Source organism: Formosa sp. L2A11, assembly GCF_009796865.1.
Lineage (GTDB): Bacteria > Bacteroidota > Bacteroidia > Flavobacteriales > Flavobacteriaceae > Formosa.
In genome coordinates, this window is sequence record NZ_CP047028.1 from 347,236 (window position 1) to 364,604 (window position 17,369).

The window sequence follows — 17,369 nt, forward strand, 5'->3', positions numbered from 1 at the left end:
ACGTACGGGTCTCGTATACGGCGGTTCACCAAATTGAAGTTTGCGTATTATTAATGTAATCTAACAAAGGTTTATACCCTTTTCGTTTAAGTCTAGAAACTGTAATAGTCGTCTTTAAAATAGGACTTTGAGCAACTGCCCAGCCTCCCATTCTGGTGCGACTCCAAGCATAGGCTTGTCCGATTTCTATACCTAATTGAATGAGGTTTTTACGTTTCCGCTCTAGCTTTTTCCAATCATGCCAAATACAATAGCGCAACCGATTTCTTAGCCACTCATCTAGCTTTTTAACTTTTGCATAGATGTTCGTTAAGCGGTAATTATTCATCCAGCCTCGACAGACTTGATTAAGCCGTTCCAGACGTTCTAACAACGACATGGGTTTGGTTTTCTTGGTGATACTTTTCAGGTTACGTTTAAACTTTGCCCAACCTTTCTTGGCTACCACAAGTACATATTGTCCTTTGACTCCCTTTTTATAAACAGGTACAAAACCATGTCCGAGTAACTCAAAGTTTACAGGTCTGCAGATGCCACTTTTGGCTTTATTTATAGGTAGTTTAAGCCTATCTCTTAAAAAGACAAACAGTTTATTTCCTATAGTTTTTGCCTCGCTTTTACTTTTTGCGTAAACGCTAAAGTCGTCTGCGTAGCGCACATAGCGCAAGCCCATACTTTTCATTTCTTTATCCAAAACATCTAAAATAATGTTAGATAATAAGGGACTAATGGGGCTACCTTGCGGGATACCTTTTCTGCGCTTTTTGAGTGTTCCATCTATTAAGATGGGAGCTCTTAACCATTTTCGGATTAATCGCAAGGTGGTTGGACATTTTACTTTGCGGTAGATAAGTTGAAGTAAAATACAGTGGTCTACTTCATCAAAGAATCCTTGCAAATCAATATCTACAATATCTTGGTAACCAGAATTGATATACCCTTGAGCTTGTAATACTGCTTTTTGGATGTTCTTTTGTGGGCGAAATCCATAACTAACGGGCTCAAAATCATATTCAAAATGAACCATTAATTGTTGGCTTACCGCCTGTTGTAGCCACCTATCTACTACCGTTGGTATTCCTAATAGTCGGGTTTTACCCTGTCCTTTTGGAATCTTTACTCCTAAAATTGAATTTGGAACATAGCTATTTGTGCGAATAGCAGATAATATAAGCGAACGGTTTTCTAATATGTATGCCGAAAGTGCCGTTGTTTTCATACCATCTACGCCGCTCGCACCTTTATTGCGCTCCACTTGGCGTGTTGCTTTATAAAGATTTGTTGCTTCTAATACCTGTTCAATCATAGATTCAATAATTCGTGTACTCCTGTTGGTTTAAAACTAGGCTAGCTAAGCATCCTAATCGAATTCCAACGTAATTTAATGTTCTGTCCTTCCTTACCCGTGAGACCTGTACAATTCTTGTTGCACCTCGTTTCCTGTAAGTACTATGACTTTTGCTGACTTCTCTACATAACCAACTCGTAGTTGTAGAGACCTCCCCAGGTAATGGCATCTTCTTTCCCTCAATTCCTGCCGTATCTACATACTTACCCTTTTGTTAATCTTAGGGCGTTACAATGATGTGGTTGCTTACCCGAGTAAATATGCCTCTGTATACGATTTCTGTTCGTCAGTACCGAGTTTTGTAGTTCCGCTTCCTTCAGATAAAACCTCACGGTTTTCACCCTTGCGACTTACTAATGCTTCAGAACGTTACTCCTGCGCACAAGGGACTTGCACCCTCTAGATTAATTATTTACCTTTCGGTAAATAAAAGATGCCCATGCTGGGCACACACACCGTATAAAAATAATTGCGGTTTAGTGCTTAACCAAAGGTCGTTGCGTGTTTGTAACGTCTGATTTTCCTTCGGAAAATCCTCGCATACAAACCCGCAACTATTCTTATACATAAACGTTACCACACATTAAAAACTGAACTCAATAACAGATGAATATATTTAAAAAACTATTTGGAAAAACTGACAAACCAAAGATTGAGGTTGAGAATTATTCAGATTCTATTGATATTGAAAAGGAATATGAAAGCACTATAAAATTACTTGACAAATTCAAGAAAAAAGCTTTCTTGCCAACTACTAAAGAAAGTGGGAATACATTTTCTGAGAAATCAAAAATAGGTGGATTTCCTTATTTGAGGAACGAAAATGATTGGCCAAAATGTCCGAATTGCAAAAAGAATATGCAACTATTTCTTCAATTAAACCTTCAGGAATTACCAGAAGATAAAAAACAAGGTTTAATTCAGCTATTTTATTGCACTACAAGTGAACCTTTGTGCGAATCTGATTTAGAAGCGTTTTTCCCTTTTTCCAAATCTGTAGAATGTAGAAAAATTGAAATCAATGGAGAATCTGCTTCTATCAAACCACAGATAGACGAATTATTTAATGAAAAACTAATTACCGAATGGACTTTTAAAGATGACTATCCGCATCCAGAAGAATATGACCAATTAGGAATTGAACTGGATTTAGATGATGATGTTTATGAATTAATGGAAGAAAGAGGAATTGGATTACCTATAGAAAAAGACAAATTATATGGTTGGCCATATTGGATACAATCTGTTGAATATCCGTTTGACCGAAAAACAGAAAAACAAATGGAATTACTATTTCAATTTGATTCCGAAGATAATTTACCATATATGTTTGGAGATGCTGGAATTGGTCATTTAACACAAAGTCCTGATAATGAAAATGAATTAGGCTTTGGTTGGGCTTGTTCGTAGAAAAATAACGTGTGGTAACACCGTATATAATTTATTGCTGGCTTCTTGCCTACTTGCGAAAGTCCTCACGGACTTTCTTTGTACGTAATTATTTACTAAATTAGTTGCTTAAAACACGCAACAAACCATATACAACAACGTTACCCACAATTTGAGAAATGAACAATAACGAATACGAATTAAGAGGATTTTATAAACCTCATTTCTTTTCTATTTTCCTAAATGGAGAATTTGATATTGAATTTCAAAATTTGCAGAAAAATGATTTGGGTACATTTGTTCACGAATACACTCATTATCTTCAAAACATAACAACCATATTTGGATTAAAAAACAGCATTTTCTACTTCCATTATCTCTATGAAGTTAAAAAGCATATAAACGAATCTAAACAGCTAACCGTTCCGATTGAGAATATACCATTTAGCAATGGGATTTTAGACGGAAAAGCTGTTTTTGATAGATATTATGGCACAAAAAAGTCCTATAGTCCAGAATACGACAAAATAACTGTCTACCTCAAAGAAAATATTGAGAATGACAGACCATATAAAATGGTTCTTTTCGAATTGGTCAAAGGAGGGAAAGTAATAGAAACTATTGAATTAGGGAATTTATGTGTAAAGGAAGGAATGGCTAGATTATGCCAACTAAATTATGACGATGAAGTTAATCATCCTACTTTTCCATATAAAAGTGTAGAATTACTTTGTGAAATTCTTAATCCAGAATTGCTAGAGGATAAAAGAAAATTAATAGCATTATGTATCCTAGCATTAAACTCGCAAAACTGTGCATTAACACTTTACGAATTATTAATAGAAGTAAGAACAGAGCCCGAATTGAATGGGTTAGAAATTTACCAAAAATATTTAGTTGAACGATGGATTGTTCACAAAGAAAAAAAAATATCTATTCAAGACTTTTTACTTTCCACTATTAATGAATTTAAAGAAACTCTTACTGGTTCAATTTATGCAGAATTACATCATTTTGAGAAAATGTTTGAAAATATAATTCAGTCAGTTAAAGCAAACACTTCACCTCTACTTGAATTGTTATATTCAGAAATAGATAACAACGAAAAATTAAAAAATTTGATTGATTTCTATGGTATTCCTCATATAAAAACGATTTCAGGTTACGAATTTTATCCTTTAGGTTCTAAAGAAGGAAATGAGGACAATCCTGCTTTAGAATTCCTTGACCTTTTGGGACAAAGTATTGTTATTGAAAGAGTATTAGATTATAATAATGATACAATTTGTTCTCTTTATGCTCAATGCCAAAGAGCTGAAGAAGATATAACAGATGAACATTGCTTTGAGAATCAATGGATGAGAGTAAATGCTTGTCCATTTAAAATCGTTAGTGATAATTGGAAATTAAACGAAAAAATAAACTGTGGGTAATAACTAAGTATTCGGCTCGCCGATAGGCCAGAGCTGAATATTGTGTTGACGAAGTCGGCAGAAGATGTCTCTTATGGGGAAAACGATGTGTTTAGGGAAGGATGCTTTGGTAATCGATTGTAGTTTACATGTTTAAACTACGCTGATTAGTCTTTATTTGGAAGAGATTGTTTCTTTTTTCGGTAACACTTAATATAATTTCACTTTATAATGGCTTAAATTTTAAGTTTAGCCATTGAGAGGTCTGTCCGCGCTTGCAGATTGTTTTTTTTAATTGACCCTATTTAATTTTTTATCTCTTAATAATACCCTCCAATTTTCGGGAGGACCACGATCGTTAAATAGTAGTATGGTATGTAGTTTTCCTTTTTTACAAACGGGACAACGACGGTGTAAAACAGGTTCGACTGTTTTAATACTCACTATCTTTTTACAAGCCAGTTCGGCTTGTAGTCTCGGTAATTTCTCTTTTTTCCAGCTGCTGCTTAAAATACCGTAATGCCGTATGCGTGTAAAGCCTTTGGGTAAAATATGCAAAGCAAAGCGTCTAACAAATTCTTCACTGGACAAAGTCAACTTTATCTTTTTAGCTTGGTGCCGGTAATCTTTCGCGGTAAAAGTCACCGTTTTATTTTCACGATCTACAGCAATAATACGATGGTTACTTATTGCAATTTTATGCGTGTATCTGCCTAGATATTCAATAACATATTTTGGACTTCTAAAAGATTGTTTCGCATAGATCACCCATTTTTTACTGTACACTGTATTATAAACTTTCTTTGGGATTTTTACTTCACTTTTCCTAAGTTCAGAGATAAATTTAGCCTTAAACACCTTGCTCATAGATTTTACATTGAATAGATATTTACCTTTATTTTTTGCACTTTTCCATGTCCCTGATTTACGCCATCCACCGCCAGGAACAATACAATGCAAGTGCGGATGTAGGCTCATGTTTTGTCCCCAGGTATGAAGTATAGCAATCATACCCAGTTTAGCTCCCAAGTGTTTGGGGTTGTCTCCAAACTGTTGCAGGGTTTGCCATGCGGTTCTAAACAAACTGCTATAAATTACTTTACCATGACTCAGAGCGTAGGTATTAAACTCACTTGGAAGCGTAAAAACGATATGAAAATAAGGCACATTTAATAGTTCGCCTTCTCTGGCTTTTATCCACTGTTCACGTTTGTGTCCCTGGCATGTTGGGCAATGTCTATTTCTGCAACTGTTATAACTAATGTGTAAGGCTTGGCAACAATCGCATTTATCAATATGGCCACCCATAGCTTTGGTGCGACACCTTCTTATGGCTTGTAACCCACGGTAATGCCAAGAGGTCAGACTCAATGTTTTGAGCTGTAGCTGTTCCATTTCTAAAATGTCAGCTACTTTATGTTTACAAAACATTAATCGTAAAGTTTATCCAAGGGAGAAAATTTGGAACCACTAGGCAAATTGGCAACATGAAGATACGTGAGTGTCATCTCGATATGTGCATGTCCAAGAAGTTCCTTTAAACTGACGATATCAACACCATACTCTAATAAATGTGTAGCAAACGTGTGCCGTAAAGTATGGGCAGTTATCTGTTTAGAACTCCCTATTTTACTTCTGTTTTCTTTAATAATCCAGCGTATACCGTTGGTGGTTAATCCGCGTGATTCTCCAGCTTTAGAAACTTGGCTATTAAAAAGATGTCCCTGAGGGTTTTCTGTTGTGATGTATTTTTTTAATCCCCTAATCAGAAGCGGACTCAAAGGCACATAGCGATCTATTTTTCCTTTTTTCTTAGGAATAAACACGGTTTTACGCTCAAAATCGAGATCAGATAATTTAACAGCGCAGAGTTCGTAGCTACGCAATCCACAACCGTAAAGCATACCTATTATCAAACGATGCTTAAGATATTTAGGCGCTTTTAAAAGGCGCTTAACTTCCTCTTTATTTAGAACACATGGTAGTTTAATATCTCTTTTAATTTGAGGAAGCGCTACACGTTTGGCTTCCATACCCATCACTTTGTAGGCTGCTCTGAGTCCGAAAATGGTGTGTTTAAAGAAGCTCTCGGAAGGTGTTTTGTGCAGTTTCTGGCAATGGTAAAGATAGTTCTGAACGTGTTCTACCGATAGTTTTTCAGGACTTCGGTTGTAATGCAAAGCTAAGTGTGCCAAGCACCGGAGATAGTTGTTTAAAGTGCTTTTGGCTTTGCCATTAATAGAGAAACTCTGTTCGAGTTTTGGTTTGAAGATGACTGAAATCCTTTACATCTGAAAAGGCGCGTTCAGCAATGGTTTTACTTTTTTTTAAACATAATAATAGATTTAAAATTTACCCATAAGTTAATAAATCTATTACTTTTACAAAAGAACAACTTATTCTGAATCAGTCAGGAGGGCTTCCGACCGATAGGGAGGATTCGTTCAATCGAGTGGATGGCTCCGCCATCAAATGACGGAGTGCACCCCTCACACCACCGTACGTACGGGTCTCGTATACGGCGGTTCACCAAATTGAAGTTTGCGTATTATTAATGTAATCTAACAAAGGTTTATACCCTTTTCGTTTAAGCCTAGAAACTGTAATAGTAGTCTTTAAAATAGGACTTTGAGCGACTGCCCAGCCTCCCATTCTTGTTCTACTCCAAGCATAGGCTTGTCCGATTTCTATACCTAATTGAATGAGGTTTTTACGTTTCCGCTCTAGCTTTTTCCAATCGTGCCAAATACAATAGCGTAACCGATTTCTTAACCACTCATCTAGCTTTTTAACTTTTGCATAGATGTTAGTTAAGCGGTAATTATTCATCCAGCCTCGACAGACTTGATTAAGCCGTTCCAGACGTTCTAACAACGACATGGGTTTGGTTTTCTTGGTGATACTTTTCAGGTTACGTTTAAACTTTTCCCAACTTTTCTTGGCTACCACTAGTGCATATTGTCCTTTTAGACCCTTTTTATAGACAGGTACAAAACTATGCCCAAGTAATTCAAAGTTTACTGGTCTACGGATGCCACTTTTGGCTTTATTTATAGGGAGTTTCAATCTGTCTCTTAAAAAGACAAATAGTTTATTTCCTATAGTTTTTGCCTCGCTTTTACTTTTTGCGTAAACGCTAAAGTCGTCTGTAGCGTACATAAAGCAAGCCCATGCTTTTCATTTCTTTATCCAAAACATCTAACATAATGTTAGATAATAAGGGACTAATGGGGCTGCCTTGCGGGATACCTTTTCTGCGCTTTTTGAGTGTTCCATCTATTAAGATGGGAGCTCTTAACCATTTTCGGATTAATCGCAAGGTGGTTGGACATTTTACTTTGCGGTAGATAAGTTGAAGTAAAATACAGTGGTCTACTTCATCAAAGAATCCTTGCAAATCAATATCTACAATATCTTGGTAACCAGAATTGATATACCCTTGAGCTTGTAATACTGCTTTTTGGATGTTCTTTTGTGGGCGAAATCCATAACTAACGGGCTCAAAATCATATTCAAAATGAACCATTAATTGTTGGCTTACCGCCTGTTGTAGCCACCTATCTACTACCGTTGGTATTCCTAATAGTCGGGTTTTACCCTGTCCTTTTGGAATGTTTACTCCTAAAATTGAATTTGGCACATAGCTATTTGTGCGAATTGTAGATAATATAAGCGAACGATTTTCTAATATGTATGCCGAAAGTGCCGTTGTTTTCATACCATCTACGCCGCTCGCACCTTTATTGCGCTCCACTTGGCGTGTTGCTTTATAAAGATTTGTTGCTGATAATACCTGTTCAATCATAGATTCAATAATTCGTGTACTCCTGTTGGTTTAAAACTAGGCTAGCTAAGCATCCTAATCGAATTCCAACGTAATTTAATGTTCTGTCCTTCCTTACCCGTGAGACCTGTACAATTCTTGTTGCACCTCGTTTCCTGTAAGTACTATGACTTCTGCTGACTTCTCTACATAACCAACTCGTAGTTGTAGAGACCTCCCCAGGTAATGACATCTTCTTTCCCTCAATTCCTGCCGTATCTACATACTTACCCTTTTGTTAATCTTGGGGCGTTACAATGATGTGGTTGCTTACCCGAGTAAATATGCCTCTGTATACGATTTCTGTTCGTCAGTACCGAGTTTTGTAGTTCCGCTTCCTTCAGATAAAACCTCACGGTTTTCACCCTTGCGACTTACTAATGCTTCAGAACGTTACTCCTGCGCATAAGGGACTTGCACCCTATAGATTAATTATTTACCTTTCGGTAAATCAAAAGATGCCCATGCTGGGCACACACACCGTATATAATTTATTGCTGGTTTACTGCCTACTTACGAAAGTCCTCGCGGACTTTCTTTGTCCGTAATTATTTACTAAATTAGTTGCTTAAAACACGCAACAAACCATATACAACAACGTTAGCAACAATTATGACCCGTCCTGAAATAAGGCTACATAATTTTAAACATTATGTACAAAAATGACAAAGTAATTAGAAGGTATTCAGAACCTTTCAAACTGAAAATTTTAGCCGAACTTACAACAGGAAAATACACCAAGAGTGATCTATGTAAACTCTACTCAATCGCTCCTACAACGGTTAATGAGTGGATTAAAAAGTACGAACGTAAAGACTTAATGAACACCAGAGTAAAAGTGGAAACAAAAGACGAAATTACAAGAATCAAAACGTTGCAAAAAGAAGTAGAACAGCTTAAAAAACTACTTCTTAAAAAGGATCTCGATGCTATGGTAGAAGAATCTTACCTGGAAGTAGCGGCTGAAAAATTAGGATACAAAAATGTCCAACAACTCAAAAAAAAACTCAATATCTAGCCTTAATAAAAGCAAAAGATAAAGCTAAGGGATTTGCTTCTTTATCAACTATATCCAGTTGTTTTGGACTAAAACGAGATGCCTATTATAAGTTTAAAAACAGAGCTGATAAACGTTTAAAACGAGAACAACAGATTATTAATATAGTCAAGAAAAGACGCAAATCGCTTCCTAGAGAAGGTGTTCGTAAACTTATAAAATCATTAAATGATGAGTTTACAAAGATTAACCTAAGAGTCGGTAGAGATACGCTATTCAAGGTGTTAAGGTCTCAAAATATGCTCACTTTAAGAAAGAAATATAGTTCTAGAACAACCAACTCGCATCATCGTTTTTATAAATATAACAACATCATAAAAGATCTAGAAATCACAAAACCTAATCAGGTCTGGGCATCAGATATTACATATATCAGAACAGTAAAAGGCTTTTGCTATCTGGCTCTCATTACGGATATGTATTCTAGAAAAATAGTGGGTTACGATCTAAGTGATAGTCTAGAATTAAAAGGATGCGTGAGAGCTCTTAATAAGGCTATTTATAAAGCTAAAAACGTGACTGGACTAATACATCACTCTGATAGAGGAATACAATACTGTAGTAATGTGTATACACAAATATTAAAGAGAAAAAAGATAGATATTAGCATGACTCAAGAAAATCATTGTTACGAAAATGCTATGGCTGAACGTGTAAACGGAATCTTAAAAGATGAGTTTTACCTTGACCAGACCTTTACTGACGTGCAACACGCAAAAAGAGCTACAAAAAATGCAATTAATCTATACAACGAAATAAGATTACATTTATCTTTAGATTATAAAACACCTAATATGGTATATCAATTATCAGCCTAAATTCAATTTTAACCTGTAGCCATATTTCAGGACTAGACATTAAAATAAAATTAATGAATAAAGAAAAATCAGCTAAAACAGTTTCAGAATTTATTGATTTAATGCACGAAAAAATTGCGACTATTTCAACTCCAAGTGAAATTAAGAATATTTGGTTTAGAGGAGAAGGAAGTAATAATATCTCGACACCACTCGTTCCAAAAGCATTTAGACAAAGAGGAGGTTCATTAAATGATACTTTTACAAAAAAGACTGCTTATGAAGATGTCATAAATATTGAAAGCAACTTAAAGTCTTCATTTTTTCGTGAAGCTGAAATGTTTTTAAATAAAAAAGGAATTAACAATAATGAATGGAATAAGTACTTTCTTATGCAACATTATGGCATGCAGACAAGGTTATTAGATTGGACTGAAAGCGCATTAATCTCATTATACTTTTCAATTTCTGACAGTCATTTTAAAGAAGACGATTCTGTTGTTTGGTTATTATCTCCACATAGCTATAACAAGTCTGTGCTAAGTAAATTATCAAATGGAACAATTCAAACAGGAAGTATTTACTTCCCACAAAAAGCTAACAAAATAGAGTTAATAGATAAAAACGGGGAATTTAATCGTGACGAATTGTTTCGGATGTATTTAAACTTGGATTTTGAACATAATCATAAATCTTATGAAAAAGAATTTTATCCACTTGCCATTTACCCATATCTTTTAGACGAACGAATGAGAAATCAAAAATCATGTTTTACTATTTTCGGAAATGAAGTTAATGGAATATTAGACTTTAAAGACAATCACAAATTCTTGACAAAGATTATAATCGATAAAAACTCAAAAATAAAAATCAGAAAAGAACTTGAATTGTTAGGTATATCAGAAAGAGATATCTATCCTGATTTATCCGGAATAAGCAAATCAATCGAAAATAAGTATAGCTTTTAAAAACTGTTACCAACAATGGTAATCGTTGCACAAGTCTATAATACATAGTTCAACTATAATAAAAAACCGTCTTTAGAGACGGTTTCTGTTTTTATACAGTTAATATTATAGTTGATTTACAAGGTCTTAAAAGCGTATTAATAGCTTTATAGAGGGTGTTTTTGAGGCTAAAATAAAGCGCAAGTACTCTTGCATCGCTTTTAGTACGTTTTTCAATAAATTTCATATATTTTTTGAGATTGTAAGCAATAGCGGAGAGTTGCATACATTTATTAGCTTGCTTGATACCAATAGTATTAACCTTGTTTAACCCCATAAACTGAGTCAGAGTGCCAAATACGGGTTCTACGGTACTTTGCCGTTTTCCTTTCATATAGCGTCCTTGATTACTTTCTACTCGGGCTATATTCCGCTCGTATTCCTCTCGATAATACGTAACTGTAAATTTCTTTTCTTGAGCTGATTTTCCTAAACATGCTGTGCGGATTGGACAGTCTATGCACAGCTGTTTTGATCCGCGATATTCCTTCTTTTTGGTATTGTTCTTTTTTTCAACAAACACCTTTTTAAACGGTATGGTTTTACCTTCTGGACAGGTGTAATGATCCTTGTCCTTATCATAAGTAAATCCATCTGGCCCACCTTTATAAGTGCCATGAGCGGGTATAAAACTTTTTAAACCTATAGCTTCTAGAAACGCATAATTCTCACCGCTACTATAGCCTGTGTCGGCTACACAATTTTCCCAAACCAGCTGTGATTTCCACAGTCGTTGTTTTACACGCTTAACAATATCTGGTAAGTGCTGACTGTCTTTACCGTCTGCATGGTACGCTTTTATATCGCTTATAACATGGTTTGCTGTATCTACAGTAAGCTGACTAAGGTAATTAAGTTTTCTTGCTTTACCGGGTTTTACACTAATACGTGCGTCAGGATCTGTGGGACTATAATGTGTTTTGTTACTCGTATAACGACTGCCTTTAGCACCGGCTCCTGGGCGAGCATCTTGATCTTTTGCCCATTTGGTATTACGGCTTTTTATAGCTTGTAATTCCTTGTGAGATGCAGATAATGTTTGTTGGTCTTTATCTGCTTTATTTTCTTTAGATTGCCTTAAAGGTTTGTTTTTGTCTCGATTGCTAATGTTACGAATTTGACGTAGGTGATCTTCTAAATCTGCTTCAGGAATTTTAAGTTCTAAAGTATCCATGGAAGCATTGGCTTTTACAGGAGCAGAATCTATTGTTTGCGTGTGTCCAGCGACCATACCTGCGGATACACAGCGTTCAAAAACCTTTATAAAAACAGATTCAAAAACGTCTTCTGGAAATAATTGTCGTGTACGGCTAATGGTAGAATGCCACGGTAATTCTTCGTCTATATCATACCCTAAAAAATACAATATATCCAAACGCATGCTACAATGTGCAATAAGCTTGCGATGGCTAGTTATATTTTCTAAATAGCCCACTAAACAAAGTTTAAAAAACACAATGGGATCGATGCTTTTTTGTCCGCTTGATCCATAGAATTTTTTGGTAGTTTTATAAAGAAAATTAAGATCTATAGCGGTATGAAGCCGACGGTAGAAATTGGCTTCTGGCACACGTTCGCTAAGTCTAAATTGATTGAATAGCTTCTCTTGATACGTCTTTTTTCCCTGCATACATAAAGATAAGAAACGTTCGTTTTTTAAGCAATTGCATTACTACTTTTTTCTTAACTTGTGCAACAGGCACAATGTGTATAATTCATTGCTAGTTATAGCCTACTTACGAAAGTCCTCGCACTTTCTATCTGTGATTTATTTGCTAACTTTAGTGCTTAAAACACGCACCTAATCTTATACAAGCACGTTGTGCATAATACCCGAAAAATGAACGACAAACAAATAATAAAACAATTAGAAAAAGAAATTGGTAAACAATTACCAATTATCAAACTAAAAAATGTAGGTAATTCAAGAGCAGGGTATTTCATTAATAATAAAGGACTTATTACTGGATTGAACCTTTGCAGGTTAGAATTAACAGAAATACCTTCAAATTTATTCAAACTAACCAATCTAACTCAACTTAATATTGGTATAAATAACATTGAAAATGTTGAATTCTCATTTTCAGAATTAGATAAATTGAAAACAATAGGTATATATGACAATCAGATAAAAAAGTTTCCTTACCAATTACTGTCAATAAAATCAATTAAAAATTTATATATCCAAGAAAACAACATTGAATCTATTTCGAAAGAAGAATTAGAACTTTGTAAATTAGAACTATTTGATTTAAGTAAAAACCCCTTAAACATACCTCCTGAATTTCTAAAAAGAGGGACACCTACAAAAATTATCACCTATTTAAATTCAATTGGAGAAGATAGTAAACCTTTCAATGAAGTTAAAGTAATACTTGTTGGAGACGGAGCTACAGGTAAAACTTCACTTGTAAATAGGCTTATAAACAAAAGATATAATTCTAGAGAACCACAAACACATGGAATTAAAATAAACTCTTGGGTTAGCGAGCCTACCGGAACTGAAGATATAATTAAATTTAACTTTTGGGATTTTGGCGGTCAAGAGATAATGCATGCTACTCATCAATTTTTCATGTCCAAAAGGAGTATATACATTCTTGTCTTAAATGCAAGAGAAGAGCCAAATCCTGAATATTGGTTAAAAAGTATTGAAAGTTATGGAGGGAAATCGCCAATATTAGTAGTGGTAAACAAGATTGATGAAAACCCTTCTTTTGATTTAAACAGAAAATTTCTTTTAGAAAAATACCCAAGTATTCTTAATTTTTATAGGATATCGTGTTCAACTAATGAGGGAGTTCAAGAATTTTCAAAATCCCTTGTTGAATCTATAAATAATGTTCCTCATATTTCTAATGTCTGGTCAAATAATTGGTTTAATCTTAAGAACTCCTTAGAAAATATTTCAGCACCTTATATATCTTATGATGAATACATCACTAAATGCAAAAAAGAAGGAATCAACGAGCAATCTGACCAACAAATAGTTTTAGAATTTTTAAATGATTTAGGAATTATTCTACATTTTAAAGATTATAGTTTAAATGATACTCACGTATTAGACCCACTATGGGTAACAGGTGGAGTTTATAGAATAATTAATTCAAAACTTCTTAATGACCAAGGTGGTATTATTGGATTTTCAGATTTAGAGAAAATTTTGAAAAAAAAGGATGATGACAAATTTATTTATCCTAAGTCAAAATTCAAATATCTTGTAGAACTAATGAAAAAATTTCAATTATGCTATGAAATTGAAAACCAAAAAATTCTAATTCCAGATTTATTACCAGTTCAAGAACCTGATTTCAATCTTGATTTAGATAATCAAATAAAGGTAATAATCGAATACGACTTCCTTCCTAAGTCAATACTACCTAGACTTATTGTTAATCTTCATATGGACATTAAAGATGGTAAAAGATGGAGAACTGGAGTTGTTCTATATGACAATAGATTTAACTCAAGTGCAATTGTCAAGGCTGACTATGAATCTAACATCATTACGGTTCAAACATTTGGAAATAATAAAAGAGATTACCTTTCTGTTATCTTACATTTCTTAAGAAGTATAAATGCAAATTTTGAAAAGTTAACAGCAATTGAAAAAATACCGCTCCCTGACAATTCAGATTTAAGTATTAGTCTAAATCATCTTTATAAATTAGAAGAAATGGGTATAACAAAATATTTTCCAGACGGAGCAATTAAAGAATACAATGTAAAAGAATTATTAGGCTCAGTAATCAACCAAAATTCAGCAGAAAAGGAACTAATGAACTTATTAGAAAAAGTTGCTAGTAAATTAGACAATACAGAATCTTTACTTGAGAAAGCAAATTCAATAGTACAATTACAACCGAACTTTTTTGGTCTTGGAGTTAATCTGAATGCGATAGTTGATAAATATCTTAAAAAGAAAAGTACTACAGCTAACAATGGCTATAATTAATACGGGTTTTGGTGCTTAACCAAAAGTGTAGTGCTTTTTAACTAAGTCTGCCAAATCTTTTTAATTTGGCTTTAAAAGAAAAAAGATAAAACAAAATAAAAAAATTTGGCTAAGTGCTTAATCGAAAGTTCACTACTTTTAATTCCCGTACTAACCATAGCCTCAACGTTGTGTGCAATTATGACCCGTCCTGAAATATGTATACACTAAACCAAATGTATATGTATAAAAATGATGGATATGTAAGACGTTACAGCGAAAGCTTTAAACTCAAAGTTCTTGATGAACTTGCTAAGGGAAACCACTCTAAAAGACAAGTAGGACTGCTCTATGGCGTCCAATCCAGTACCATTAACGAATGGATAAAAAAGTACAATCGTAAAGATTTAATGAACACCCGTGTAATCGTGCAAACAGATGATGAACTTACCAAAATAAAAGCCCTCCAAAAAGAGCTTAAACAGCTAAAGGAACTTCTCATAAAGAAAGACCTCGATAAGCTTATTGATGATAGTTACCTCACTGTGGCTGCTAAGAAACTAGGCTATAAAGATGCTTTAGAACTCAAAAAAAAACTAAACATCTAGCACTAATGGAGACTTTAGACAATAATCCAAAAGAAAGACCTTATAGTATAGCAACAATCTGTAAGGGATATTTTCTAACTCGTGATGCGTTTTATAAATACAAAAAGCGATACGTCAAGCGAATAAATATTGAAAACCAGGTGTTGGAAATCGTTCATAAAAGAAGAAGGACTTTACCAAGAGAAGGCGCTCGAAAGTTGATGCGGTCCCTAAAAACGGACTTTAAAAAACACAACATCAAAATTGGTAGAGATCAATTGTTACGTGTCCTTAGAGATAATAATCTCTTGATACGGAGAAAGAAATATTCGTCCAGAACAACAAACTCACATCATAGATTTTACAAATACGATAATAGCATTAAAGATGTAGAAATAGTTAGATGCAACCAAGTGTGGGCTGCAGATATAACTTACATCAGAACTATTAAAGGATTTTGTTATCTAGCACTCTTAACAGATATGTATTCACGTAAAATCGTAGGATATGACCTAAGTGACAGCTTAGAGCTAACCGGTTGTGTTAGGGCACTTAAAAAGGCAATCTATCATAACAAAGGACTCAAGAATCTAACCCACCACTCAGACAGAGGAATACAATATTGCAGCAATGTATACACCAACGAGTTAAAGCGAAAAAAGATAGCAATAAGCATGACAGAAGAAAATCATTGTTATGAAAATGCCCTAGCAGAGCGGGTAAATGGAATTTTAAAAGATGAATTTTAAAAGATGAATTTTACCTAGACCAGACCTTTGCCAGCGTAGAAGATGCAAAAAGAGCAACTAAAAATGCAATCAAATTATATAACTCTAAAAGATTACATTTATCTTTAGACTATAAAACACCTAATAACGTGCACCAAAATGCAGCTTAATTTTAATCAATAACCTGTAGACGTATTTTAGGACGAGACATTAAAAAAAATCGAGATAAAAAATGAAAATATTTATAAGTTGGTCAGGAGAACAAAGTAGATTTATAGCCAAACTATTAAGTGAATGGATTGAACAAGTTATCCAAGTAGCAGAACCTTGGATTTCAACCGACATAGAGAAAGGTAAAAGGTGGAATGCTGAAATTGCAGGAAAACTTGAAGAGTCAAAAGTTGGAATTTTTATAATGACACCATCAAATTTATCTTCTGAATGGGTTCATTTTGAGGCTGGTGCTATATCAAAAACTCAAGACGCCTATGTTTGTACACTTTTATATAAAGTTCATACAACTGACGTTTCTTCAGCACTTTCACAATTTCAAGCGACTAGACTAGAAAAAGAGGAAATGCTGACATTATTAAAGCAGATAAATAACCAGATAGGAAAAACTGGTGCAAAATCTTTAAAAGAAAAACAAATTGAAAATATATTTGAATCTTTATGGCCTGAATTTGAGGGAAAATTAAAATCAGTTCCTGAAAGCGAAAATGAACCTGAAATTAGAACTGAAAAAGAATTGATGGAAGAGTCCTTGAATATTTTGAGATATTTAAAGAATACAGCTGAAAATGGCAATGGGACAACTGTAAGTGAAAGTGATATGGATGAAATTGTAGATTGGTGGATTGAAAAATATGCAAGCACAAATAAACTTGACCTTACCAGTTACGATTTAAGAAAAAAAGAAAGTGAAATTTATGATTTTATGATGAAATTCCCAGAAATCAAAAAAATATTTACATCATCGAGTCAATTAAAAAACAGAATAATAAGCCGAACAGATAAATTATTACCATTCTAAAATAACTGCACACAATAACTAAGTATTCGGCTCGCCGATAGGCCAGAGCTGAATATTGTGTTGACGAAGTCGGCAGAAGATGTCTCTTATGGGGAAAACGATGTGTTTAGGGAAGGATGCTTTGGTAATCGATTGTAGTTTACATGTTTAAACTACGCTGATCAGTCTTTATTTGGAAGAGATTGTTTCTTTTTTCGGTAACACTTAATATAATTTCACTTTATAATGGCTTAAATTTTAAGTTTAGCCATTGA

16 protein-coding genes are annotated in these 17,369 nt (G+C 34.2%); 10 read left to right on the forward strand and 6 right to left on the reverse strand.

Annotated features, from left to right (window positions below):
- Window positions 1–25: 25 nt before the first annotated feature.
- On the reverse strand, window positions 26–1,306 hold the full coding sequence (ltrA, locus tag GQR95_RS01550; RefSeq protein WP_159021489.1) for a group II intron reverse transcriptase/maturase: 1,281 nt from the start codon (window positions 1,304–1,306) through the stop codon (window positions 26–28).
- A gap of 648 nt (window positions 1,307–1,954) precedes the next feature.
- On the opposite strand from ltrA, the gene GQR95_RS01555 reads away from it, so the two are divergent.
- The gene (locus GQR95_RS01555) at window positions 1,955–2,758 is read left to right on the forward strand and encodes a DUF1963 domain-containing protein (RefSeq protein WP_159021490.1); all 804 of its coding nucleotides are present in this window, start codon (window positions 1,955–1,957) and stop codon (window positions 2,756–2,758) included.
- Between the two features lie 158 nt (window positions 2,759–2,916).
- Window positions 2,917–4,170, forward strand: a complete 1,254-nt coding sequence (locus tag GQR95_RS01560; protein ID WP_111710331.1) for a hypothetical protein — start codon at window positions 2,917–2,919, stop codon at window positions 4,168–4,170.
- A 270-nt stretch (window positions 4,171–4,440) separates the two neighbouring features.
- Here the strand turns inward: GQR95_RS01560 and GQR95_RS01565 are convergent, their stop codons facing one another.
- From GQR95_RS01565 to GQR95_RS16695, 4 genes are all read right to left on the reverse strand, one after another.
- Entirely contained in the window at window positions 4,441–5,580 is a 1,140-nt protein-coding gene (locus GQR95_RS01565) for an IS91 family transposase (protein ID WP_159021491.1), read from the reverse strand.
- On the reverse strand, window positions 5,580–6,344 hold the full coding sequence (locus GQR95_RS01570; RefSeq protein WP_159021492.1) for a tyrosine-type recombinase/integrase: 765 nt from the start codon (window positions 6,342–6,344) through the stop codon (window positions 5,580–5,582). Before GQR95_RS01570 ends, GQR95_RS01565 begins: the two co-directional genes overlap by 1 nt.
- Before the next feature lie 331 nt (window positions 6,345–6,675).
- Entirely contained in the window at window positions 6,676–7,308 is a 633-nt protein-coding gene (locus GQR95_RS16690; RefSeq protein WP_233265978.1) for a group II intron maturase-specific domain-containing protein, read from the reverse strand.
- On the reverse strand, window positions 7,286–7,954 hold the full coding sequence (locus tag GQR95_RS16695) for a reverse transcriptase domain-containing protein (protein ID WP_233265979.1): 669 nt from the start codon (window positions 7,952–7,954) through the stop codon (window positions 7,286–7,288). Before GQR95_RS16695 ends, GQR95_RS16690 begins: the two co-directional genes overlap by 23 nt.
- Before the next feature lie 670 nt (window positions 7,955–8,624).
- Here GQR95_RS16695 and GQR95_RS01580 point away from each other — a divergent pair.
- The 3 genes from GQR95_RS01580 to GQR95_RS01590 are packed head-to-tail and all read left to right on the forward strand — an operon-like array spanning window position 8,625 to window position 10,794.
- Window positions 8,625–8,990 carry a transposase gene (locus GQR95_RS01580; protein WP_159021493.1) on the forward strand — a complete coding sequence of 122 codons (366 nt, stop codon included), beginning with the start codon at window positions 8,625–8,627 and terminating at the stop codon, window positions 8,988–8,990.
- A gap of 50 nt (window positions 8,991–9,040) precedes the next feature.
- Entirely contained in the window at window positions 9,041–9,847 is an 807-nt protein-coding gene (locus tag GQR95_RS01585) for an IS3 family transposase (protein ID WP_233266030.1), read from the forward strand.
- Window positions 9,848–9,900: 53 nt separating this feature from the next.
- Entirely contained in the window at window positions 9,901–10,794 is an 894-nt protein-coding gene (locus tag GQR95_RS01590; RefSeq protein ID WP_159021494.1) for an FRG domain-containing protein, read from the forward strand.
- 91 nt (window positions 10,795–10,885) lie between these two features.
- Here GQR95_RS01590 and GQR95_RS01595 read toward each other — a convergent pair whose 3' ends face one another.
- Window positions 10,886–12,463: an IS1182 family transposase gene (locus GQR95_RS01595; RefSeq protein ID WP_159021495.1), complete on the reverse strand. Its 1,578-nt coding sequence runs from the start codon at window positions 12,461–12,463 to the stop codon at window positions 10,886–10,888.
- A 210-nt stretch (window positions 12,464–12,673) separates the two neighbouring features.
- On the opposite strand from GQR95_RS01595, the gene GQR95_RS01600 reads away from it, so the two are divergent.
- From GQR95_RS01600 to GQR95_RS01620, 5 genes are all read left to right on the forward strand, one after another.
- The gene (locus tag GQR95_RS01600; RefSeq protein ID WP_159021496.1) at window positions 12,674–14,788 is read left to right on the forward strand and encodes a COR domain-containing protein; all 2,115 of its coding nucleotides are present in this window, start codon (window positions 12,674–12,676) and stop codon (window positions 14,786–14,788) included.
- Window positions 14,789–15,009: 221 nt separating this feature from the next.
- Window positions 15,010–15,375, forward strand: a complete 366-nt coding sequence (locus GQR95_RS01605) for a transposase (RefSeq protein WP_159021497.1) — start codon at window positions 15,010–15,012, stop codon at window positions 15,373–15,375.
- A gap of 5 nt (window positions 15,376–15,380) precedes the next feature.
- The gene (locus tag GQR95_RS01610; protein ID WP_159021498.1) at window positions 15,381–16,103 is read left to right on the forward strand and encodes an IS3 family transposase; all 723 of its coding nucleotides are present in this window, start codon (window positions 15,381–15,383) and stop codon (window positions 16,101–16,103) included.
- The gene (locus GQR95_RS17030) at window positions 16,097–16,252 is read left to right on the forward strand and encodes an integrase core domain-containing protein (RefSeq protein WP_159024202.1); all 156 of its coding nucleotides are present in this window, start codon (window positions 16,097–16,099) and stop codon (window positions 16,250–16,252) included. The genes GQR95_RS01610 and GQR95_RS17030 overlap by 7 nt, the downstream gene beginning before the upstream one ends.
- A gap of 62 nt (window positions 16,253–16,314) precedes the next feature.
- Window positions 16,315–17,115 carry a toll/interleukin-1 receptor domain-containing protein gene (locus GQR95_RS01620; protein ID WP_159021499.1) on the forward strand — a complete coding sequence of 267 codons (801 nt, stop codon included), beginning with the start codon at window positions 16,315–16,317 and terminating at the stop codon, window positions 17,113–17,115.
- Window positions 17,116–17,369: the final 254 nt, after the last annotated feature.